At 71.5% G+C, this 20,531-nt stretch carries 19 protein-coding genes; 3 read left to right on the top strand and 16 right to left on the bottom strand.

Annotated elements, in window-relative coordinates:
- Positions 1-26: 26 nt before the first annotated feature.
- The 10 genes from ACFV9D_RS14935 to ACFV9D_RS14890 form a co-directional block, all read right to left on the bottom strand.
- The gene (locus ACFV9D_RS14935) at positions 27-725 is read right to left on the bottom strand and encodes a response regulator (RefSeq protein ID WP_385145401.1); all 699 of its coding nucleotides are present in this window, start codon (positions 723-725) and stop codon (positions 27-29) included.
- Positions 722-1,873, bottom strand: a complete 1,152-nt coding sequence (locus ACFV9D_RS14930) for a sensor histidine kinase (RefSeq protein WP_385145399.1) — start codon at positions 1,871-1,873, stop codon at positions 722-724. Before ACFV9D_RS14930 ends, ACFV9D_RS14935 begins: the two co-directional genes overlap by 4 nt.
- 42 nt (positions 1,874-1,915) lie before the next feature.
- Complete coding sequence (locus tag ACFV9D_RS14925; protein WP_385145397.1) at positions 1,916-2,803, bottom strand: DUF5936 domain-containing protein; 888 nt, start codon at positions 2,801-2,803, stop codon at positions 1,916-1,918.
- An 11-nt stretch (positions 2,804-2,814) separates the two neighbouring features.
- Positions 2,815-3,756, bottom strand: a complete 942-nt coding sequence (locus tag ACFV9D_RS14920; protein WP_385145395.1) for a type II secretion system F family protein — start codon at positions 3,754-3,756, stop codon at positions 2,815-2,817.
- 10 nt (positions 3,757-3,766) lie between these two features.
- Positions 3,767-5,107, bottom strand: coding sequence for a CpaF family protein (locus tag ACFV9D_RS14915; protein WP_385145393.1), 1,341 nt, complete (start codon positions 5,105-5,107; stop codon positions 3,767-3,769).
- Positions 5,104-5,475 (bottom strand): TadE/TadG family type IV pilus assembly protein, encoded by a 372-nt coding sequence (locus tag ACFV9D_RS14910; RefSeq protein WP_385145391.1) that lies wholly within the window; start codon positions 5,473-5,475, stop codon positions 5,104-5,106. Before ACFV9D_RS14910 ends, ACFV9D_RS14915 begins: the two co-directional genes overlap by 4 nt.
- Before the next feature lie 2 nt (positions 5,476-5,477).
- Positions 5,478-5,840, bottom strand: a complete 363-nt coding sequence (locus ACFV9D_RS14905; RefSeq protein WP_385145389.1) for a TadE/TadG family type IV pilus assembly protein — start codon at positions 5,838-5,840, stop codon at positions 5,478-5,480.
- A gap of 3 nt (positions 5,841-5,843) precedes the next feature.
- Positions 5,844-7,118, bottom strand: coding sequence for a CpaE family protein (locus ACFV9D_RS14900; RefSeq protein ID WP_385145387.1), 1,275 nt, complete (start codon positions 7,116-7,118; stop codon positions 5,844-5,846).
- A gap of 7 nt (positions 7,119-7,125) precedes the next feature.
- Entirely contained in the window at positions 7,126-7,830 is a 705-nt protein-coding gene (gene cpaB / locus ACFV9D_RS14895) for a Flp pilus assembly protein CpaB (protein ID WP_385145385.1), read from the bottom strand.
- A gap of 75 nt (positions 7,831-7,905) precedes the next feature.
- Complete coding sequence (locus ACFV9D_RS14890) at positions 7,906-8,835, bottom strand: hypothetical protein (protein ID WP_385145383.1); 930 nt, start codon at positions 8,833-8,835, stop codon at positions 7,906-7,908.
- Between the two features lie 333 nt (positions 8,836-9,168).
- Between ACFV9D_RS14890 and ACFV9D_RS14885 the strand changes: the two genes are divergently transcribed.
- Positions 9,169-10,872: a chitinase gene (locus tag ACFV9D_RS14885; protein WP_385145381.1), complete on the top strand. Its 1,704-nt coding sequence runs from the start codon at positions 9,169-9,171 to the stop codon at positions 10,870-10,872.
- A 71-nt stretch (positions 10,873-10,943) separates the two neighbouring features.
- Here ACFV9D_RS14885 and ACFV9D_RS14880 read toward each other — a convergent pair whose 3' ends face one another.
- Together ACFV9D_RS14880 and ACFV9D_RS14875 are read right to left on the bottom strand one after the other, a co-directional pair.
- Complete coding sequence (locus ACFV9D_RS14880) at positions 10,944-12,179, bottom strand: serine/threonine-protein kinase (RefSeq protein WP_385145688.1); 1,236 nt, start codon at positions 12,177-12,179, stop codon at positions 10,944-10,946.
- Positions 12,180-12,230: 51 nt separating this feature from the next.
- The gene (locus tag ACFV9D_RS14875) at positions 12,231-13,508 is read right to left on the bottom strand and encodes an Nramp family divalent metal transporter (protein WP_385145379.1); all 1,278 of its coding nucleotides are present in this window, start codon (positions 13,506-13,508) and stop codon (positions 12,231-12,233) included.
- 203 nt (positions 13,509-13,711) lie between these two features.
- Between ACFV9D_RS14875 and ACFV9D_RS14870 the strand changes: the two genes are divergently transcribed.
- Positions 13,712-15,049 (top strand): M14 family metallopeptidase, encoded by a 1,338-nt coding sequence (locus tag ACFV9D_RS14870; RefSeq protein ID WP_385145377.1) that lies wholly within the window; start codon positions 13,712-13,714, stop codon positions 15,047-15,049.
- Between the two features lie 59 nt (positions 15,050-15,108).
- On the opposite strand, the gene ACFV9D_RS14865 is transcribed toward ACFV9D_RS14870, so the two are convergent.
- The 4 genes from ACFV9D_RS14865 to ACFV9D_RS14850 form a co-directional block, all read right to left on the bottom strand.
- Positions 15,109-16,575, bottom strand: coding sequence for a GntP family permease (locus ACFV9D_RS14865; RefSeq protein WP_385145375.1), 1,467 nt, complete (start codon positions 16,573-16,575; stop codon positions 15,109-15,111).
- A 97-nt stretch (positions 16,576-16,672) separates the two neighbouring features.
- Positions 16,673-17,083, bottom strand: coding sequence for a RidA family protein (locus ACFV9D_RS14860; RefSeq protein WP_361436022.1), 411 nt, complete (start codon positions 17,081-17,083; stop codon positions 16,673-16,675).
- The gene (locus ACFV9D_RS14855) at positions 17,080-17,841 is read right to left on the bottom strand and encodes an IclR family transcriptional regulator (protein WP_385145373.1); all 762 of its coding nucleotides are present in this window, start codon (positions 17,839-17,841) and stop codon (positions 17,080-17,082) included. Before ACFV9D_RS14855 ends, ACFV9D_RS14860 begins: the two co-directional genes overlap by 4 nt.
- Entirely contained in the window at positions 17,838-19,019 is a 1,182-nt protein-coding gene (locus ACFV9D_RS14850; protein WP_385145686.1) for a sugar kinase, read from the bottom strand. The genes ACFV9D_RS14855 and ACFV9D_RS14850 overlap by 4 nt, the downstream gene beginning before the upstream one ends.
- Before the next feature lie 227 nt (positions 19,020-19,246).
- Here ACFV9D_RS14850 and ACFV9D_RS14845 point away from each other — a divergent pair, with 227 nt between their 5' ends.
- Entirely contained in the window at positions 19,247-20,530 is a 1,284-nt protein-coding gene (locus ACFV9D_RS14845; RefSeq protein WP_385145371.1) for an alanine racemase, read from the top strand.
- The last annotated feature ends 1 nt before the right edge of the window (position 20,531 follow it).

The following is a 20,531-nucleotide window of genomic DNA, read 5'->3' as shown; positions in this document are numbered from 1 at the left end:
CCCGTAGGCCCAAACGCGGGCCCATTTCACGGTGCCGTCCTCGTGCCGAGCCAGACCGCTATCGCTTCGCTGCGCGTCGTGCTGTGGAGCTTCGCGAAGATGCGGTTGATGTGGTTCTTGACCGTCTTCTCGCTGATGAAGCAGGTGTCGGCGATCTGTCGGTTGCTCAGGCCCGACGCGATCAAATCCATCACCTCCCCCTCCCTCGCACTCAGTCCGAACCGTCCCACATTCGATTGCACCTGCGAAGAGGTTCCGCGAAATCGCAATGAATCCGAGACGATTGGCCCCACACCACCATGTGCACTCGCACCCCGCAGCACCCCCAGCACCGCATTCGCCGCCGTCGGTGTGAAGCGGGCCCGACCGGCCGCCACGTCGTGGACCGCTGTCAGCAGTTCCTGTGACGTGAACTCGCCGTGCACCAGGTATCCGCCCGCGCCCCGCCTCAGCGCCTCGCGCACGATCTCGCTCTCCCCGCTGTACGTCAGCATCAGCACCGCCGCCAGGCGGGCCAGCTGCGGCAGGGCCGACAAGCCGTCGACCACCGGCATGCGGACGTCCAGCAGGACCACGTCCGGGCGGTGGCGTTCCGTCAGGTCCAGCGCCGTGCGGCCGTCGGGGGCCTCGGCGACCACCCGGAGGGCCGGGTCGGCGCCGAGCAGGGACCGCAGGCCCGCCCGTACCACCGGGTTGTCGTCCGCGACGACCACCGTGACCGTCACCGCGCGACCCCCTCGACCGGCAGCTCCAGGCGGACCTCCGTGCCCTTCACCGCCCCGCCCCTCCCGATCCGGAGCCGCGCCCCCACCCCCGCCGCCCGTTCCACCATGCCGACCAGGCCGAAGTGGCCCGTCCTGCGCAGGCCGTCCAGGGTCGTGCCCGGGGGCAGACCGCGGCCGTCGTCGCACACGCTGATACGGAGCAGGCCCGCGACGACACCCGCCGACACGTCCACCCGCGTCGGAGCGGCATGACGCCCCGCGTTCTCCATCGCCTCGGACGCGATCGTCAGCAACTGCCGTGCCACCGCGTACGGAACGGGGGGCACCGACCCGGAGCCGACCCCCCGGTAGTGCGTCTCGATGCCCGAGCGGTCCGCGAAGTCCCGTACTCGGTCCGTCAGTTCCGAGGGCAGGTCGACCTCCGGCCCGCCGTACGACTGCCTCCGCAGGTCGGCGAGCAGCTCGCGCGACTCCGCCGCCGCTCTGCGCGCCGAGCGCGCCACGACCTGCGCCTGCTGCCGCGGGTCCGCCGAGACCGCCAGGGCGTCCGCCGCCAGGGCCAGGCCGTGCAGAGTCTTCGCCACCGAGTCGTGCATGTCGCGTGCGAGGCGGGCCCGTTCCTCCTCCGCCGCCCGGGCCGCCGCAAGGGCCTGCGTCGCCGCGCCGAAGCGGAGCAGCAGCTTGCGCATGGTGACCCCGAGCGCGCCCGTGATCACGCACAGGCCGGGGAGCAGGGTCGCCTCGCCCACGCCGGCTGCGTAGATCGCCAGCAGGATCAGCGACTGGAGGCACGCGAAGAACGCCGCGCCCCGCCAGTCGTAGGCGAGGCCGGCGAGCAGCGGGGTGCAGACACTGACGTATCCCAGGGTGCTGTCCGGTCCCGCCGTGACCAGGAGCAGCGAGCCGAACAGGGCGTCCGCGGCGAGCAGCGCGGGGTGCCGGAGCAGCAGTGGGCCGAACCGTTCCCAGTCCCGGAACATCACGTACGAGCCCATGAAGGTGACCAGGACGGCCGCGCCGACCAGCCACACCGCGAGGCCGGGGGCCGCCGCGAGCAGCGCGGTCGGGCTCGCCAGGGCGATCATCGCGAGCCGGAAGCCGAAGACCTGCCGGCACAGCGCCTGGAGGGCGTTCACCTCAAGAGACACGGAGACCGGAAGAGAAGCGGGCGCACGCACGGACACGGGCACTCACTCCCCCGTGATCGAGCCGAAGTTCGTGCCCGTCCCCAGGAACAGCCCCGCGCCCAGCAGGATCATCGTCGCCGGGACCATCAGCGTCGTGATCACCATCGTCGCCTTGGGGACCGCCTTCGCCGCCTTCCTCCGGGCGTTCTGCGCGTCCGTCCGCCGCATGTCGTTGGCGATCTGGATGAGCGTGTCGACGATCGGCGCGCCGAGCTCCTCGCCCTGCTGGAGCGCCGTGACGAACTGGGCGACCTGCTCGCTGTCGTTCCGTCGGCGCAGTTCGTCGAAGGCCTGCCGGCGGCTCACGCCCATGTCCATCTGGCGCAGGGTGATCCTGAGTTCGTCCGCCCACGGGCCCTCGTACTTGTCGGCCACCCGGTCCAGCGCCTGCCGGAACCCGAGCCCGGCCGACACCACCACCGCCAGCACGTCGAGGAAGTCCGGCAGGGTCCGCTCGATCTGATCCTTGCGGATGCGGACCGCGGACCAGATGCCGACCTCGGTCCAGAAGGCGCCGAAGGCGAACAGCAGCAGTGCCACGATCACATCGCCGTTGGAGAGCATGATCAGGCCACCGAGGCCGCCCAGGAATCCGTACACGGCGCGCCGGGCTCCGTAGCGGTCTATCGTCAGGCCGCCGGGGTTGCCCGCCAGGTCGATCCGGCGGCGGACGCTGTTGACCCTCTTGGGGCCCATCGCGCGCAGGACCGCGGCCGAGTAGCGCATGCCGAGCCGGTCCACGACGGAGTCGACGGCACCGGTGCGCGTGGAGCCGACCTCCAGGGCGAGTCGCAGGTCGTCGGGGAGCTTGGCGTCGGCCCGGTAGAGGCGGATGCCGTAGAGGATGCCCGCGACCGACAGGCCGGCGGCCACCGCGAGGAGAACGTCCATGGCCGGCCCCTTCACACGTCGATCTTCGAGAAGCGGCGGATGACGACGAAGCCGACGACGTACAGCGCGAAGGCGGCGACGACGGCGAACTGGCCGAGGCCCGAGCCGGTCATCCGGTCCAGGGCGCCCGGCTGCATGTTGTCGATCAGCAGGAGCGAGCCGATGCCGATGACCGGGACCGCGTACGCCGTCATGCTCACCTGCGACAGCTGCGTACGGACCTCCCGCCGCGTCTCCTTCCGCTCCTCCAGCGTCTCCGTGAGGTTGCGCAGCGAGGCGACGACCGTGCCGCCCGCCTTGTTGGCGAGGACGAGGGTGGTGACGAGGACGACCAGTTCGCGGGAGGGGAGGCGTTCGGCGAGTTCGCCGAGCGCGTCGTCGATGGACGTGCCTACCGCGAGCTGCTGGGCGACCTTCTCCAGTTCGTCGCCTGCGGGTGCCTCGAGCTCGTCGGCGGCCATGCTGAGCGCCATCCGCAGGGCCAGGCCAGCCTGGGTGGCGTTGGCGAGGATCCTCGACAGCTCGGGCAGCTGGTTGATGAACTTCTCGATGCGTTTCTGCCGCTGCCAGTTGAGGAAGCCCATGGCCACCCACACGCCGAGAAAGCCGCAGATGGGACCGAAGAACGGGGAGAGTACGGACTGTCCGGTGATCCACAGCGCGACCACGGTCAGCGACATGTAGGCGACGAACTCGCCGGGCGTGAGATCGAGGCCGGTGGCGGAGATCCGCAGCTCCAGCTTCCGCCCGAACGCGGTGCGCCGGACCCGCCGGTCGATCCCCCGGAAGCGGCGCCTGCGGCGGCCGGTCCCCTCCGGTGCGCCGGTCTGGGTGAGCCGGGCGACCAGCGCGGCGCGCTGGGCGGCTCCGCTCGCGTAGGCGTGGACGCCGGCCACGCCGCACACGCAGCACAGCAGCGCGAGGCCGGTCACCAGCCAGGTCGAGGTGTTCATCTCCGGCCCTCTACTTCGCTTCTCGGGTGGCGAGCTGCTCGTCGGTCGCGGCGACGCCGAAGGCCTGGGGGATCGGCTGGCCCGCCATGTACAGCCGGTCGGCGACCCGTCGGGGCAGCGGGTGGTACTCGTAGCCGCCGTAGACCCTTCCGTCGGCCGCGAGCGGCTGGGCGCGGAAGCGGCAGACGGTGGCGAGGGTGAAGCGTTCGCGCCCGTTCGACGCCAGGATGGCGATCTCGGTGATGCGGCGGGTGCCGTCGGCATGCCGGGTCAGCTGGACGAGGACGTCGACGGCGCTGTTGATCTGGTCCCTGAGCGCTTCGAAGGGGACCTTGACCTCCGACATCGACGCGAGCGTCTGGAGTCGCATCAGCGCGTCCTCGGCAGAGTTGGCGTGGACGGTGGCGAGCGAGCCGTCGTGTCCGGTGGACATCGCCTGGAGCATGTCGAGGGTCTCGCCGCCGCGGACCTCTCCGACGATGATGCGGTCGGGGCGCATGCGCAGGGAGTTGCGGACGAGGTCGCGGATGGTGACCTGGCCGCGGCCCTCGATGTTCGGGGGGCGACTTTCGAGGCGGATGACATGGGACTGCTGGAGCTGGAGTTCGGCCGAGTCCTCGATGGTGATGACCCGCTCGCCCTCCGGGATCAGCCCGGACAGCGCGTTGAGGAGCGTGGTCTTCCCGGTGCCGGTCGCGCCGGAGACGATCACGTTGAACTTCGCCTGGACGAGCCCCGCGAGCAGGAACAGCATCTGCTCGTCGAGCGAGCCGAGGCCGATCATCTCCTGCAGCGTGTACGCGCGGGGGAAGCGGCGGATGGTCAGGGTCGCCCCGGTGAGGGAGAGCGGCGGGATGATCACGTTGACGCGCTCGCCGGACGGCAGCCGCGCGTCGACCATCGGATTGGACTCGTCCACACGCCGGTTGACGGTGGAGACGATGCGCTCGATGGTCTGCATCAGCTGCTCGTGGGAGGCGAAGCGGAGCGGGAGCAGTTCGACCCGGCCGGCCCGCTCGATGAAGATCTGGTCGGGTCCGTTGACCATGATCTCGGTGATGGAGGCGTCTTCGAGGAGGGGTTCCAGGACGCCGAGTCCGAGCGCCTCGTCGACGACGCGGCGGATCAGCTGGGCCCGTTCGACGGTGGAGAGGACCGGGCCCTCGCGGCTGATGATGTGGCCGAGGACGCGTTCGAGGCGGGCCCGCCGCTCGGCGGCGGCGAGGGCCGACATCTCGGTGAGGTCGATCTCCTCAAGGAGCTTGGCGCGGAAGGACGCGACGAGATGACCGTCCTCGCGGCCTCCCGCGCCGTCGTCCTCGGGGGCGCTGATGCGTGCCCGCAGGCTCATGACTCGTCCTCCTCTGGCAGGGGCAGGGTGGCGCTCTTCTCCACCTGTCCGAAGTCCCAGAAGGGGACGACGGACGGGATCTGTACGGTGACCGTCGCCACGGCCTCGTCGCCCCCGGCGTCGACGTCGACCCCGGCGCGTTCGGCGATCCAGTCGCTCATCGCGGCCCGGCCCGCCGCCGTCGGGTCCAGCGTCGTGTCGTCGTGGGAGGCGGCCCGGGCGGCGGCGCGGGCTCCCGTGCCCGCCTGCTGGGCCGCGTACGCGGCGAGTCCGAGCTGGATCCCGGCGAGGGCGACGAGCAGCAGGACGGGAAGGAAGCCGAGGTACTCGACGGCGACCTGGCCCCGGTCGCGGTTCCCACGCGGCATGGTCAGTCCTCCTCTTCCCGTACGGCTCCGGCCTCACCGGTCACGGTGAACGGAAAGCTGACCGCCCCCGGGAACAGCACCGGCACCTTCAGCCGCACCGTCGCGTGGACCATCCCGCCCTCCGGCGCGCACGCCACCTCGGCGCCCGCCGCCCAGGCCCCCTCCAGGTGCCGCATCCCCGCCTCCCGGCAGTCCCCCTCCACCGCCCCGGCCCGTACCGCCTCGTCCGCCGCGTTCCCCGCGAGCGTGAAGGTGTAGCCGACCAGGACGCACTGCCACAGCAGCACCAGCGTGAGCAGGATCAGCGGCACCATGCCGAGGAACTCGACCGCCACCTGTCCCTTGTCGTCCCGGTACGGCGCCATGGCTCAGCTCCCTTTCCCGCGTCGTCGCAACCCCAGCGATCCCCGGTCGTCCCCACGCGTGAGGGCCAGCTGTTTGCCCGGCCCCGGCCCCGAGCCGCCCCCGTCCGGTGCCTGCACCAGGCCCAGTTCCCCGGCGAGCGACCACAGCGCCTGCTTCACCGTCGAGCGGGCGTCCAGCTCGTGCATCCGGCCCGCGTCGACGACGCCCTGCAGCTCCTTGAAGTTGGCGGGGACCACCACGCCCGCCATCCGCGTTCCGGTGATCTTCTGGATGAGGGCGGGCTGGATCTCGGTGGAGCGCGTGTACCGGTTCACCAGGAGGGTGCTCTCCTCCGCCTTGCGGATCTGGAGGCGGTCCCACATCCGTACGATCCGCTTCGCGGCCCGCACCGCGACCACGTCGGGGGTGGTGACCAGGAGCGCCGCGTCGGCCATCTCGATGGCGACCGCGCCCGCGCCGGTCAGATGGGTGCCGCAGTCGACGACCACGACGTCGTAGCGGGAGCGGAGCGCGCCGACGATCTGGCGGGCGGAGCGGTCGGCGACGTCCTCGCCGCGTTCGCCCTCGCCGGGGGCGAGGAGCAGGGCGATGCCCGTCTCGTGGGTGTAGACGGCGTCCTGGAGGACGCGGGGCGAGATGTCGTCGACGGCCGCGAGGTCGACGACGGACCGGCGGAACTGGACGTCGAGGTACGAGGCGATGTCGCCGCCCTGGAGGTCCATGTCGACGAGGGCGACGTTCCGGCCGGAGGCCCGGGCCGCGAGGGCGAGTTGGACGGCGGTGACGGTGGTCCCGACGCCGCCCTTGGCGCCGCTGACGGTGACGACGGTGCCGCCGGGTCCGGTGAGGACGTCGGCGCCGCTGCCGAGGTGCCGGCGGACGCCGACGGACCACTGGGCGGCGGCCTGGACGCGGCTGGCCAGCTCCTCGTAGCCGAGGGGGAGGGTGACCAGGCCGCGGGCGCCGGAGTCCATGGCGGCGGAGAAGAGCACGGGGCTCGCGTCGGCGGTGATGAGGACGACACCGACGGCGGGGAAGCGGAGCGCGACCTCGCGGACGAGTTCCAGGGCCGGGACCGGGCCGATGCGCTCGTGGACGAGGACGACTTCGGGCAGCTCGTCGAGGGACTCGGCGGCCAGCCGGGCGAGGGTGTCGACGAGCTGGGTGGAGTCGGCGACGGGGGCGGCGGGTTCGGCGTCGGGGAGCTGGCTGAGCAGTGTGATGACGGACCGGGCCGCGTCGGGGTCGGCGACGGCCGGCAGGATCCTGGTGGTCATACCGGCCTCACTTGTCCTTGTCGAGCGTGTAGGTGCGGTCGCGCGGGTCGACGGCGGGCTCGCTGCCGGGGGCGACGAGGGCGAGACGTACGTGCTGGGCGAAGGACTCGGCGTAGGCGACGCGCTGGGTGTCGAGCGTGGAGAGCGCGAAGCTGATCGGGACGGCATCGGTGGCGCGGCTGCCCCGGTCGTCACGGGCGCTGATCGGGGTGAGTTTGCCGACGTCCAGGACGCGGGCGCCCGCGACGATCATCTTCGACTGGGCGGGCTGCCCGTCCTTCTCGCCGTCGAAGGTGGCGTAGATGTTGACCGTGGCGCCGGCGGTGATCTTGCCGGCGACTCCGGTGGCGGCGTCGATCATGATGGCGATCTCCTGCTGGCCGGGCTGGAGCGCCGGGCGCTTGACGATCATGTCGGACTGCAGCAGGGAGCCGGCCTCGAGCGTGGTGACGGCGATCTTGCCCTCGATCTGGGAGAGGTCGGTGACGGCGTTCTCCGAGAGCCAGCGCTCGGGCATGGAGATCTCTTCGAACTGCCCGGCGCTCAGCGGGGCGTAGGGCTCCACCTTGCTCTTGACCTGGTACGCCTTCACCTCGGGTCCGACCTTGGAGTTGACGTCGCCGATCACCGACAGGACCCCGGCGAACGCGCCCAGGGCGCACAGGACGGACAGCAGCAGCAGGATGACGCCACGACGCTGGCGGGAGTTCATGCCGTACAACCTCGATCGGTTCCGTGTGACTCGGCGGACAAGGGATCAGTGGACAGGGGATCAGCGGACTGGAGATCAGCGGGCCAGGGATCGGCGGGCGGGTGCGGTGAGCGCCCGGGGTGCGGCCGCCGAGGCGGCGGGCGGCACGGTGACGGGCAGGGGTGCGGCGCAGAATCCGCAGCGGTCGCCGATGAGTTCCATCCGGCACCAGTGGCAGAGCTCGCGCCGCACCGAGGAGACCAGATGGTGGAGGACCGCGATGTCGGACAGATGGGCCGCGAACTCGACCAGCCGGCCCGTGCCCCACCAGCGCGGCGACTCGGCGGGCAGCGGGGCTTCCTGGACGCCCTGGACCTGCCAGCGGGGCGCGAGGGTGCCGGTGGGCCAGTCGGTCTGCAGCTGCCCCCTGGCCAGGAGGAGCTGGGTGGCGAACTCGGGTCCGGCGGGTGGCTCGGCGCCCGGCGCGATCCGTACGAGCTGCGGGACGGGCCCGGCGAGAACGGCGAACTGCGCGCCCGGCATCCAGCCCTTGAGGTGGGACTTCAGGCTGACCGGTACGCGGTCGAGCTTGGCGACGGAGCCGAGGACGGCCCCCGCGTAGATGTAGTGGGCGAGCAGCCGGGCGGCCGATGCGATGACGCCGGGGCTGAAGTCGCAGGCGGTCAGCTGACGCAGCTGCCGAGCCAGCACGGCGGCGCCCAGCGGCGGCAGATCGGTCTTGACCAGGGCGATCCGGTCGCTCTCCAGGAGGGACCGTACGGCGTGCAGCCGCTGCTCCGTGGCGGTCGGTACGGAGGAGGGGCAGACCACGATCACATGGCCGTACCGGTCGAGGAGGAGCTGCAGGTCGGCGACCGCGGAGGCGAGGGGCTGGGTCCCGGGTGCGGGCAGGACGGCGGCGGTGGGCGTCTGCTGGTCGGTCGGTGGCAGCACCAGGTCGGCGCTGGTGACCGCGATCGCTGTCGGCACGTCGGGCTCCCCGTCCCCATGTCCCTGTGTCCCCATGACTCACTGCGTTCACTGCGTTACTGCACAGCGAGGTGCTCCTGCACCTTATCCACGACCTGCGGGCTGGTGAACACACAATCCGCCAAGCGCGAGGAGATTTCTGGGCCCGCGCGACCCTTGCGCTGGGCCCGGACGTGGGCCCGGAGGTGGGCCCGGGCGTGGGCCCCAGGGCCCATCCGACGCCCCGCTCCCCAACTCCCGCCCCCGCCAGAGGTCTTGACAACTCGATTGGTCTGGACCAGCTTGTTCCCCCAACGGTGGCCACCGTTCCGCCCCTCCCCGCACCCCCGTATCCCCTGACTCCCCCAACTCCCCCACCGGAGGCAGCAAGTGGACCGCACCACCACACGCTCCCGCAGATGGATCGGCGGCGCCCTGGCGCTGGCCGTCGGCTCCGGGCTCGTCCTCGTCGGCGGCGCCGGCACCGCTCAGGCCGCGGACGTCAACGTCGCGAGGAACGCCGGCTTCGAGTCCGGGACCGCCAACTGGTCCTGTTCCGCGGGCAGCGGCGCCGCGGTCTCCTCACCCGTACGGACCGGCGCCGGCGCCCTCAAGGCGACCCCCGGCGGCCAGGACCACGCCAAGTGCACGCAGGTCGTCACGGTCAAGCCCAACTCGACGTACACGCTGAGCGCCTGGGTGCAGGGCGGGTACGCCTACCTCGGCGCCACCGGCACCGGGACCACGGACGTCTCCACCTGGACCCCCGACAGCTCCTCCTGGAAGCAGCTGACCACCAGCTTCACCACGGGCGCGAACACCACATCGGTGACCGTCTACACCCACGGGTGGTACGGCCAGGCCGCCTACTACGTGGACGACGTCTCCGTCTTCGGCCCCGACGGGGGCGGCCCCACCGACCCCGACCCGGTCGTCCCGGCGACCCCGGCGGGCCTCGCCGCAGGTACGGTCACCTCGTCCTCCGTCGCCCTGAGCTGGAACGCGGTCACGGGCGCCACCGGCTACAAGGTGTACCGCGACGGCGCCCTGGCGCGGACCGTCTCCGGCACCTCGGCCACCGTGACCGGTCTCGCCGCCGACACCTCGTACCAGTTCCAGGTCTCCGCGACCAACGCGGCGGGCGAGTCCGCCAAGTCCGCCGCCGTCGCCGGCAGGACGGCCGCGGTCACCGACCCGGGCCCCGGCCCCGCCGTCCCCAAGCACGCCCTGACCGGCTACTGGCAGAACTTCAACAACGGCGCGACCGTCCAGAAGCTCCGGGACGTCCAGGCGCAGTACGACATCATCGCCGTCTCCTTCGCCGACTCGACCACCACGCCCGGCCAGATCGTCTTCAACCTCGACCCGGCCGTCGGCTACGCCTCCGTCGCCGACTTCAAGGCCGACATCGCGGCCAAGAAGGCGGCCGGAAAGTCGGTCATCATCTCGGTCGGCGGCGAGAAGGGGAACGTCACGATCAACAGTGACGCCTCCGCGACCGCCTTCGCGAACAGCGCGTACGCCCTCATGCAGGAGTACGGCTTCAGCGGCGTCGACATCGACCTGGAGCACGGCATCAACTCCACGTACCTGACCAAGGCGCTGCGCCAGCTCTCCGCCAAGGCCGGCTCGGGGATGGTCCTGACGATGGCTCCGCAGACCATCGACATGCAGAACACGGGCACCGAGTACTTCAAGACCGCGCTCGCCGTGAAGGACATCCTCACGGTGGTCAACATGCAGTACTACAACAGCGGTTCGATGCTCGGCTGCGACGGCAAGGTGTACAGCCAGGGCTCGGTGGACTTCCTCACCGCGCTCGCCTGCATCCAGCTCCAGGGCGGCCTCGACGCCTCCCAGGTCGGCCTGGGCGTGCCCGCGTCGACGCGTGGCGCGGGCAGCGGCTACGTGGACCCGTCGATCGTGAAGAACGCGCTCGACTGCCTCGCCCGCGGCACGAACTGCGGCTCCTTCAAGCCCTCGCAGACCTGGCCGAACCTGCGCGGCGCGATGACCTGGTCGACCAACTGGGACGCGACGGCCGGCAACGCCTGGTCCAACGCGGTCGGCCCGCACGTCCACAACCTCCCGTAACACCGGTACGCGCTCCATCGGTACGCGTCCACGCAGCGCCGCCGCTCCCCCGGCGGCGCTGCGCCGTTCCCTCACACGGGCCGGTACCGGCGCAGGACCAGGTCCAGCACCCACGCCCACTCGTCGACCCGGGCGGCTCGGCGGCCGTCGAGGTCGCAGGCGTAGCTGGAGCCGTCGTACAGGGTGAGGGTGACGCGCAGGCCCCGGCCGCGCCGAGTCCGCTCGTACGCGACGGACGCGATCTCCGCCCAGGCGAACTCGGCCTCGACGTCGGAGATCACGAAGACGACTCCGTCGGCGTCGACGGCGATCCCCGAGGTCTTGTCGGCGGCGTGGAACTCCGGGGCGGGCCCGGGCGGAACCGCGGGCGGCGGCGGTACGACGACGGTGGGCTGCGCGTGTACGGGCAGGGGGCCGGCGTCCTGCACGCCGCGTCCCGTCTCCTCGACCGGCGGCCCGGGAGCCGGAAGCGGAGCCGGTGTCGGTGCCGGAGCCGTCGTCACGACCACAGTCGGCACCGGTGGCACCGTGAGGCCACCGTTCCCCGCCAGCGCGTCGAGGAGCTGCGCGGGCGCCGGCCGCTCGGCCGGGTTCTTGGCGAGGCAGCGCCCCACGAGACCGCGCAGGGCCTCCGGCACGGAGTCCAGGTCCGGTGCCTCGTGGACGGTGCGGTACATCAGGCCCATCGGGGTGCCGTCCCCGAACGCCCGGCCCCCGGCGGCCGCGACGAGGACGCCGCCGAGCGCGAACACGTCGGCCGCGCCCGTCACCTCCTCGCCGAGGGCCTGCTCGGGGGCGAGGTAGCCGGGGGTGCCGAAGGCCGAGCCGGTGGCGGTGAGACGGGTCGACTCCAGGGCGCGGGCGATCCCGAAGTCCAGGACCCGGGGGCCGTCGGGTGCCATCACGATGTTGCCGGGCTTGAGGTCGCGGTGGACCAGCCCGCAGGCGTGGATCGCCTCCAGGGCCTCGGCGAGCGCGGCGCCGAGCGTCCGGAGCCGCCGCTCGTCCATCGGGCCCTCGGCGGTGAGGAGTCCGGCGAGAGTGGGTCCCGGGACGTAGGCGGTGGCGAGCCAGGGCGCCTCGGCGTCGGCGTCCGCGTCGACGACCTGCGCCGTGTGGAAGCCGCCGACCCGGCGGGCGGCCACGATCTCGGCACGGAAGCGCTCCCGGAAGCCGGGGTCGGCGGCGAGTTCCGGCCGGGCGACCTTGACGGCGACCGCTCGGCCGCCCCGTGAGCGCGCCAGCCAGACGGTCCCCATCCCGCCTTCACCGAGCTTGCGTTCGATCTCGTACGTGCCGATCAGCATCCCCACGCGGGACAGTATCGCCGACGCGGCACCGCCGTGGCAGTGCCCGCCCTACCAGGGCAGTTCGCGCACCTGCTGGACGCACAGCACGACGAAGAGCAGCCCGGCCGCCCCGAGCATCACGTTGCTCAGCGGCCCGTTGCGCCATTCGGCCGGCGTACGGGAGGAGTTGAGGAGCCGGATCAAGGTCAGCGCCAGGAAGGGCATGAAGAACGCGCCGATCACGCCGTACACGATGACCAGGCCGAACGGCTGGTCCAGGAAGAGCAGCGCGATCGGCGGGAAGGTCAGCCAGAGCAGGTACGCGCGGAACGGCAGCGACTTGTCGCGGGCCGTTCCTTCGGGCACGAGGGCGGGCCGGTAGTGCGCCACGAAGTCGGCGAACATCAGGCTGACGCCGTGCCACACCCCGATGAGCGAGGTGAAGGAGGTGGCGAAGAAGCCCACCAGGAAGAGCTTGGCGGTGACGTCCCCGTACCGCTCGGACAGGATGCCGCTGAGGTCGAGCAGCCCCTTGTCGCCCTTGGCGATCGCGAGGCCGGAGGAGTGCAGCAGCTCGGCGCCGACGAAGAGCATCGCGACGACGAAGATGCCGGTGGTGACGTAGGCGACGCGGTTGTCGAGCCGCATCACCTTCATCCAGCCGGTGTCCCGCCAGCCCTTGGCGTTGACCCAGTAGCCGTACGCGGCCAGGGTGATGGTGCCGCCGACGCCGCCGATCAGGCCGAGGGTGTAGACGAGGGAGCCGTCGGGGAGGACCGGGGCGAGGCCGGCGACGGCGTCGCCGAGGTGGGGCGTGACCCGGACCGCGAGGTAGACGGTCACCACGAACATCACGCCGACCAGGACGGTCATGACCTTCTCGAAGACGGCGTACCGGTTGAACCAGACGAAGACCAGGCCGACCAGGCCGCACAGCACCGCCCAGGCCTTGAGGTCCATGACGTCCGGGAAGAGCGCGCCGAGCGGCAGGGCGCTGGAGGACATCGCGGCCGCTCCGTAGACGAAGCCCCAGACGACGACGTAGCCGACGAAGTAGACGGTGGTCCACGCGCCGAGGCTGCGCCAGCCGTCGAAGAGCGTGCGGCCGGTGGCCAGATGCCAGCGGCCGGCGGCCTCGGCGAGGAAGATCTTGACGAGGCATCCGATGACGGCGGCCCAGAGCAGGGTGTAGCCGAACTTCGAGCCCGCGACCAGGGTCGCGACCAGGTCACCGGCTCCGACACCGGTGGCCGCGACCACGATGCCGGGGCCGATGTACCGCCAGGAAGCTTTGCGCGGACGGGCACCCGCGTCTCCCGTGCCCTCCTCCTGAGCGACCTCCGCCATGTCCGACCGCCTTTCAGCCGTCCTGTGTGATCTGCTGTGTGACCGGTTGCGTGATCCAGGTCACCAAAGCGGCTGTGGCGCGACGGCGCAAGGGGGCGTGGCCGAACCGCACCCTTGACCAGTCCATGTCATGGCCGGACGATGTGCCCGGACACCCCGCACAGCCTGTCGCACACCCCCACACTCCCCACCCAGGAGACAGCATGCGACTTCGAACCCGCGGAAGAAGGTCCGCCACTCTCGCGGCCCTTCTGGCGCTCGCCCTCGCGGCGCCCCTCTCCGCAGGCGCGTACCAGGCCGGAGCCGACTCGGAACCGACCGCCGCCACCGAGGAAGTGATCCGCCAGTACGAGATCCACGGCCCGTCGACCGCCGCCGAACGCACCGCGCTCGCCGCGACCGGCGTCTCGATCGACGAGGCGGACGACCACAGCGTCGTCGTCAGCGCCAACTCCGCCCAGCTGCGCAAGCTCCGCGCCCTCGGCCACCGCCCCGAGGTGCTGCCGGCCCCGCCCGACCGGTCGGCCAAGGGCCTCGCCGCCCAGCCCTTCGACTTCCCCTCCGCCGACGCGAAGTACCACAACTTCGCCGAGATGAACGCGGAGATCGACCAGCGCCTCGCCCAGTACCCGAACATCATGAACAAGCGGGTCATCGGCAAGACCTACCAGGGCCGGGACATCGTCGCCATCAAGATCAGCGACAACGTCGGCTCGGACGAGGCCGAGCCCGAGGTCCTCTTCACCCACCACCAGCACGCCCGCGAGCACCTGACGGTCGAGATGGCGCTCTACCTGCTGCGCGAGCTGGGGGCCGGCTACGGCACGGACTCCCGGATCACCAACGTGGTCAACAACCGCGAGATCTGGATCGTGCCGGACCTCAACCCGGACGGCGGCGAATACGACATCGCCTCCGGCTCCTACCGCAGCTGGCGCAAGAACCGGCAGCCCAACTCCGGTTCCAGCTACGTCGGTACGGACATGAACCGGAACTGGGACTACAAGTGGGGCTGCTGCGGCGGCTCCTCGGGCTCCAAGAGCTCCGAGACGTACCGGGGCACGGCCCCCGAGTCGGCCCCCGAGGTGAAGGTCGTCGCCGACTTCGTCCGCTCGCGCGTGGTGGGCGGCAAGCAGCAGATCAGGGCCGCGATCGACTTCCACACGTACAGCGAGCTGGTGCTCTGGCCGTTCGGCTGGACCACCGCGAACACCGCGCCGGGCATGACCCAGGACGACCGCGACGCGTTCGCCGCCGTCGGCCAGAAGATGGCGGCCAGCAACGGCTACACGGCCGAGCAGTCCAGCGACCTCTACATCACGGACGGCTCGATCGACGACTACCTCTGGGGCGCGCAGAAGATCTTCGGGTACACGTTCGAGATGTATCCGGCCTCGTCCTGGAACGGCGGCTTCTACCCGCCCGACGAGGTGATCGAGCGCGAGACGAGCCGCAACAAGGACGCGGTGCTCCAGCTTCTGGAGAACTCCGACTGCATGTACCGGTCCATCGGCAAGGAAGCGCAGTACTGCACGAGCTGACGGTACGAGAAGGGCGCCCCCGGAACCTCCGGGGGCGCCCTTCTCGACGTACCGGCGCGCTAGACCACCAGGCTCAGCGCGGCGGCGACGGCGAAACCGGCCAGCGAGAGCACCGACTCCAGGACGGTCCAGGACTTCAGGGTGTCCCGCTCGGAGATGCCGAAGTACTTCGAGACGATCCAGAAGCCGCCGTCGTTGACGTGCGAGGCGAAGATCGAGCCGGCCGAGATCGCCATGATGACCAGGGCGAGGAAGGCCTGTGAGTGGTCGCCGCCCTCGACCAGCGGCAGGACGATACCGGCCGTGGTGACGATCGCGACGGTCGCCGAGCCCTGCGCGACCCGGAGGACGAGCGAGATCAGGTAGGCGAGGACGATCACGGGCAGACCGACGTCGTTGAACGTGTCGGACAGCGCCTGGGCGACACCGCTCGCCTTGAGGATCGCGCCGAAGACACCGCCGGCGCCGACCACGAGCAGGATGTTGCCGACCGGCTTCAGCGAGGAAGTGGACACCTGCTCCAGGGACTTGCGGGACCAGCCGCGTCGGATGCCGAGCAGGTAGTACGCGAGGACCAGCGCGATCGTCAGGGCCACGAACGGGTTGCCGAAGAACTCGATCACGGAGCGCGGGGTCGACTCGTCCAGGGCGATCGAGGAGAACGTCGCCGCGAGGATGAGGACCAGCGGCGTACCGATGATGACGAGCACGGTGGCGAGGGAGACGGGCGCCTCGGAGGCGGAGCCCTTGCGCTCGGCGGCCACCTTCGCCCGGGCCTCCTCGGCGGCCTCGACCATGTCCTGCGGCACCTCGACGAAGATGCGCTTGCCGATCCAGGAGGCGTAGGCCCAGGCGGCGAGGACGGCGGGGATGCCGACGACGATGCCCATGAGGATGACCCAGCCGAGCGAGACGTGCAGAAGCCCGGCGGCGGCGACGGGTCCGGGGTGCGGCGGCAGGAAGGCGTGGGTCATGGAGAGACCCGCGAGCAGCGGCATGCAGTAGAGCAGAATCGATTTTCCGGACCGCTTGGCGGCGGCGTAGACGATCGGCGCGAGGACGAAGATGCCGGCGTCGAAGAAGACCGGGATACCGAAGATGAGGCCGGTGAGGCCCATCGCGAGCGGGGCGCGCTTCTCCCCGAAGAGGCCGAGGAGGCGACTGCTGAGGACCTCGGCTCCGCCGGAGACCTCGAGTATCGCGCCGAGCATGGTGCCCAGGCCGATGATGATCGCGACATGACCGAGGATGCCGCCCATGCCGCTCTCGATGACCGAGGTGGCGGCGGACTTCTGGACCGTGCCGAAGAGTTCGGTGACGGAGAGACCGGCGGCGAGGCCGACGGTGATGGAGACGGCGAGCAGCGCGACGAAGGGCTGCAGCCTGACCTTGATGATCAGGACGAGGAGGAGGGCGATACCGAGGGCGGCGACGGTGAGCAGTCCGGCGGTGCCCGGTATCAGGAGGAGCAGACCACCGGTGTGCGGTGGGGCCTCGGCGGCGGGGGGCGCGGCGGCGAGCAGCAAGGGGGGCCTCGATTTTTGGGTAGGGGGGAGCGCGGCACGGCGTCCCGGGGACGAACGCCGTGCCGTAAAGCGGCGGTTTCAGAAAGATCAGTCCAGGTCAGCCGAGGACCGCGAGAGCGTCGATCTCGATGAGCAGACCCTTGGGAAGGCCGACGTAGACCGTCGTGCGCGCCGAGGCGGGCGCCTTGAGACCCTGCTCCTCGAAGTAGGCGTTGTAGATCTCGTTCATCTCGGCGAAGTGGTCGACGTCGGTGAGGTAGACGCGCATCATCATGACGTCGTCCCAGCTCGCGCCGCCCTCCTCCAGGATCGCCTTGACGTTGGCGAAGGTCTGGAGGGTCTGCTCGCGCAGGGTGGGCCCGGCGGGCGTGGGGGCCTTGCCCTCTTCCGCGGGCAGGAAGCCGACCTGGCCGGCGACCTGGAGGATGTTGCCCTTCTTGACGCCGTGCGAGAACTTCGCGGGCGGGGCGGTGTGGGTGGCGGGGGTGAGGGCGATCTTCTCGGTCATGTCCGGTCCTTGGTAGGGGTGTTGCCTGAGTAGTCCCGGCTGATGGCGTCGGCGGTGCGGCGCACCAGCGGGAGCAGGGTGAGGAGTTCCTCCGCCGTCACGACCACATTGGGCGCCGAGACCGACATGGCGGCGACGACGCGACCGTCGGCGCCGCGGATGGGGGCGCCGATGCAGTTGATGGACTCCTCGTGGCCACCGAGGTCGGTGGCCCAGCCCTGTTCGCGTACGGTCGCCAGCTCCTTGAGGAAGGCGGCGGCGTTCGGGATCGAACGGGGCGTGTACATGGGGTAGTCGAGCTTGGCGGCGAGGGCGCGCCGCTCGGGCTCGGGGAGGTCGGCGAGCAGCAGCTTGGCGACGGCGGCGACGGTGATCGCGACGGGCTTGCCGATACGGGAGTACATCCGGACCGGGTAGCGGCTCTCGACCTTGTCGATGTAGAGCACCTCGCCCTCCTCGTGCACGGCGAGGTGGACGGTGTGCCCGATCTGCTCGTTGAGCGCGGTGAGGTGCGGGTGCGCGATCTCGCGGATGTCGAGGTTCTCGACGGCTTCCTGGGCGAGGGCGAAGAGGCGGGCGCCGAGGCGGTAGCGCTGGTCCTGCTGGCGGTAGACGAGCCCGTGCTCGTGCAGGGTGCGCAGCAGCCGCAGCGCGGTGGACTTGTGCACCCCGAGCCGGTCGGCGACCTGCCCGAGGTCGGCGGGGCCCTGGGCGAGCAGCGGCAGGATGCTCAGCGCGCGGTCGACGGTCTGGCTCATGACGTACGTACCTCCTGGTCCTCCCCGGTCCGCGTCCAGCCGGGGCCGAGGTGCAGTCTCCCCCAGCCCTCGTCGTCGAGTGCGACGAGCCGGTCGGCGTGTACGGTCCGCGCGGGCGCGCCCAGGTCGCCGGCGACGGTGAGCGCGGCGGCGGCCATGAGGTGCCCGTGGCGTATCCGCTCCCGCACGCCGAGCCCCCGGAGGGTGCCGGAGAGGAAACCGGCGGCGAACGCGTCACCGGCCCCGACGGGGGCGACGACGTCGACGGTGGGGGCGGGCACGAATGTCACGGTGTCGGGGGCGTGGGCGGGTGCGGGCGCGGGGGCGTCGGCGGGCGCGGGTGCGGGCGCGTGGGGGCCGCTGCGCGGGGCCTTCCCCCACCCCGCCCCTTCCCGAAACCGGGGCTCCGCCCCAGACCCCGTACGGCCTCCGGCCGGGTCCTCAAACGCCGGACGGGCTGGAAAACCAGCCTCGCCCGCGATTGAGGGGAATGGCCCAGCGCAGCGCTCGAAGACCACCGCGCCCCGCCCACCCCGCTTCACGACCAGCACAGCAGGCTCGGGCAGCGCCGCCCGCACCGCGTCCGGCCCGACAACCCCCCACGCCTCCTCCGCCTCGTCCTCCCCCACGAACACCAGGTCCGCCCCCCGCGCGAGCTCCAGGAGCACCCGGGGTCCCGACCCGTCGCGCCACAGCCCCGCGCGGAAGTTCACGTCGAACGACACCAGCGGCCGATCGACCCGCGCCGCGGTCAGCTCCCGCATCAACCCCAGGCAGTCCTCCGACAACGCCGCCGTGATCCCGGAGACGTGCAGGATCCGCCCGTCCCCCACCACCTCGTACGCCACCGTCGCCGGCGACATCGCCGACGCCGCCGACCCGGCCCGGTAGTACGCGACCTCGTGTGCCTCCGTCGCCCGGTCCGTGGCCGTACGGAAGTAGATCCCGGTCGGACGCTCGGCGTCCCGCCCCACCGCCGACACATCGACCCCGTACGCGGCGATCGTCTCCACCAGGTGGTCGCCGAAGCCGTCGCGGCCGACGCGGCTCACCCACTTCGCCCGGTGCCCCACCGCGGCCAGCGCGCATGCCACGTTGGACTCGGCGCCACCGATGGTGCGGGTGAACGACGGCACGTCGGCGAGGCGGCCCGACCGGGAGGGCAGAAAGGTGACCATGGACTCGCCGAGGCAGACGACGTCCACGGACGGCGCGTCCACGGGCGGCGCGTCCGCAGACGGGGCTCCGTCCACGGGCGGGGCTCCGGTCACGTGCGGACTCCTCATGCGTCGGGGGCGATCATGCAGGGTCCATTGACCCGGCGTTGGCCCGGATGTTAGACAGCACCAAGCGATATGCGCAATGACCGTTGCAGATGATGCAACGATCTCGACGAGGAGGATCCATGCCCGCCGACCGGCCCACCCCTCAGCTGGCCAACGAGCGCGTCGACCACCGCTTCAAGGCCCTGCCCCCGGACGCCGAGGGTCTGACCGTCGGCGAGCTGGCCGCCCAGCGCCGCAACCTGTTCACCGGCGGCTTCACCACCCCCGTCCTCGCCCTCTCCGCGGAGTCCGTCGAGCACAACCTGCGCCTCCTGGAGATCTACGCCGAGCGCCACGGCCTCGCCTTCGCCCCGCACGGCAAGACGTCCATGGCCCCGCAGCTCTTCGACCGTCAGCTGGAGCACGGCGCGTGGGGCATCACCGCCGCCGTCCCGCACCAGGCCCGCGTCTACCGCGCCCACGGCATCGCCCGGATCTTCCTCGCCAACGAGCTCGTCGACGCGCCCGCCCTGCGCTGGCTGGCCTCCGAGCTCGACACCGACCCCGACTTCCGCTTCGTCTGTTACGTCGACTCCGTGCGCGGGGTCGAGCTGATGGACGCGGCGCTCACCGAGGCGGACGCCCGCCGCCCCGTGGACGTCGTCGTCGAGCTCGGCGCCGGCGAGGGAGCGCGTACCGGAGCCCGTACGGAGGCCGACTGCACCGCCGTCGCCGACGCCGTCGCCGCGACCACGACCCTGCGCCTGGTCGGCGTCGCCGGCTACGAGGGCGAGGTCCCGCAGGCCGACGCCGAACGCGTCCACGCCTGGCTGCGCCGGCTGACCGCGCTCGCCGCGGAGTTCGACAAGGCCGGCCGCTTCTCCGCCGACATCGACGAGATCGTGATCAGCGCGGGCGGCAGCGCCTGGTTCGACGCGGTCGCGGACGTCTTCGCCGAGATCCCCGAACTCTCCCTCCCCGTCCTGAAGCTGCTGCGCTCCGGCGCGTACGTCTCGCACGACGACGGCCACTACCGGCACCTCACCCCCTTCAACCGCGTCCCCGAGGAGGGCGCGCTCCAGCCCGCGTTCCGGCTCTGGGCGCAGGTCGTCTCCCGCCCCACCGCCGAACAGGCCTTCACCAACGCGGGCAAGCGCGACGCCGCGTACGACCTCCACCTCCCCGAGGCGCAGGTCGTCCGTGACGCCCGCACCGGCACGGTCCGGCCGGCCGACGGCGTCACGGTCACCGGCCTGTCCGACCAGCACGGCTGGGTACGGACGGAGCCCGGCGCCGAGCTGGAGGTCGGCGACTGGCTCGGCATGGGCCTGTCCCACCCCTGCACCTCCTTCGACAAGTGGCAGTTGATCCCGCTGGTCGAGGCGGACGGCACGGTCGTCGACTACATCCGTACCTTCTTCTAGG

The sequence above is a fragment of the Streptomyces sp. NPDC059875 genome (assembly GCF_042731085.1).
GTDB lineage: Bacteria > Actinomycetota > Actinomycetes > Streptomycetales > Streptomycetaceae > Streptomyces.
Note: the sequence above shows the minus strand (reverse complement) of the source record. Positions and strands in the feature narration are given on the sequence as shown.

What these genes read in the sequence shown, in the direction of transcription:
- ACFV9D_RS14870 (WP_385145377.1), top strand. Translation starts at nt 13,712, where the DNA reads ATGCGACTTCGAACCCGCGGAAGAAGGTCCGCCACTCTCGCGGCCCTT.
- ACFV9D_RS14905 (WP_385145389.1), bottom strand. Translation starts at nt 5,840, where the DNA reads ATGGCGCCGTACCGGGACGACAAGGGACAGGTGGCGGTCGAGTTCCTC.
- ACFV9D_RS14875 (WP_385145379.1), bottom strand. Translation starts at nt 13,508, where the DNA reads ATGGCGGAGGTCGCTCAGGAGGAGGGCACGGGAGACGCGGGTGCCCGT.
- ACFV9D_RS14860 (WP_361436022.1), bottom strand. Translation starts at nt 17,083, where the DNA reads ATGACCGAGAAGATCGCCCTCACCCCCGCCACCCACACCGCCCCGCCC.
- ACFV9D_RS14850 (WP_385145686.1), bottom strand. Translation starts at nt 19,019, where the DNA reads ATGGTCACCTTTCTGCCCTCCCGGTCGGGCCGCCTCGCCGACGTGCCG.
- ACFV9D_RS14890 (WP_385145383.1), bottom strand. Translation starts at nt 8,835, where the DNA reads ATGGGGACACAGGGACATGGGGACGGGGAGCCCGACGTGCCGACAGCG.
- ACFV9D_RS14900 (WP_385145387.1), bottom strand. Translation starts at nt 7,118, where the DNA reads ATGACCACCAGGATCCTGCCGGCCGTCGCCGACCCCGACGCGGCCCGG.
- ACFV9D_RS14925 (WP_385145397.1), bottom strand. Translation starts at nt 2,803, where the DNA reads ATGGACGTTCTCCTCGCGGTGGCCGCCGGCCTGTCGGTCGCGGGCATC.
- ACFV9D_RS14915 (WP_385145393.1), bottom strand. Translation starts at nt 5,107, where the DNA reads ATGAGCCTGCGGGCACGCATCAGCGCCCCCGAGGACGACGGCGCGGGA.
- ACFV9D_RS14855 (WP_385145373.1), bottom strand. Translation starts at nt 17,841, where the DNA reads ATGAGCCAGACCGTCGACCGCGCGCTGAGCATCCTGCCGCTGCTCGCC.
- ACFV9D_RS14920 (WP_385145395.1), bottom strand. Translation starts at nt 3,756, where the DNA reads ATGAACACCTCGACCTGGCTGGTGACCGGCCTCGCGCTGCTGTGCTGC.
- ACFV9D_RS14910 (WP_385145391.1), bottom strand. Translation starts at nt 5,475, where the DNA reads ATGCCGCGTGGGAACCGCGACCGGGGCCAGGTCGCCGTCGAGTACCTC.
- ACFV9D_RS14845 (WP_385145371.1), top strand. Translation starts at nt 19,247, where the DNA reads ATGCCCGCCGACCGGCCCACCCCTCAGCTGGCCAACGAGCGCGTCGAC.
- cpaB (WP_385145385.1), bottom strand. Translation starts at nt 7,830, where the DNA reads ATGAACTCCCGCCAGCGTCGTGGCGTCATCCTGCTGCTGCTGTCCGTC.
- ACFV9D_RS14880 (WP_385145688.1), bottom strand. Translation starts at nt 12,179, where the DNA reads ATGCTGATCGGCACGTACGAGATCGAACGCAAGCTCGGTGAAGGCGGG.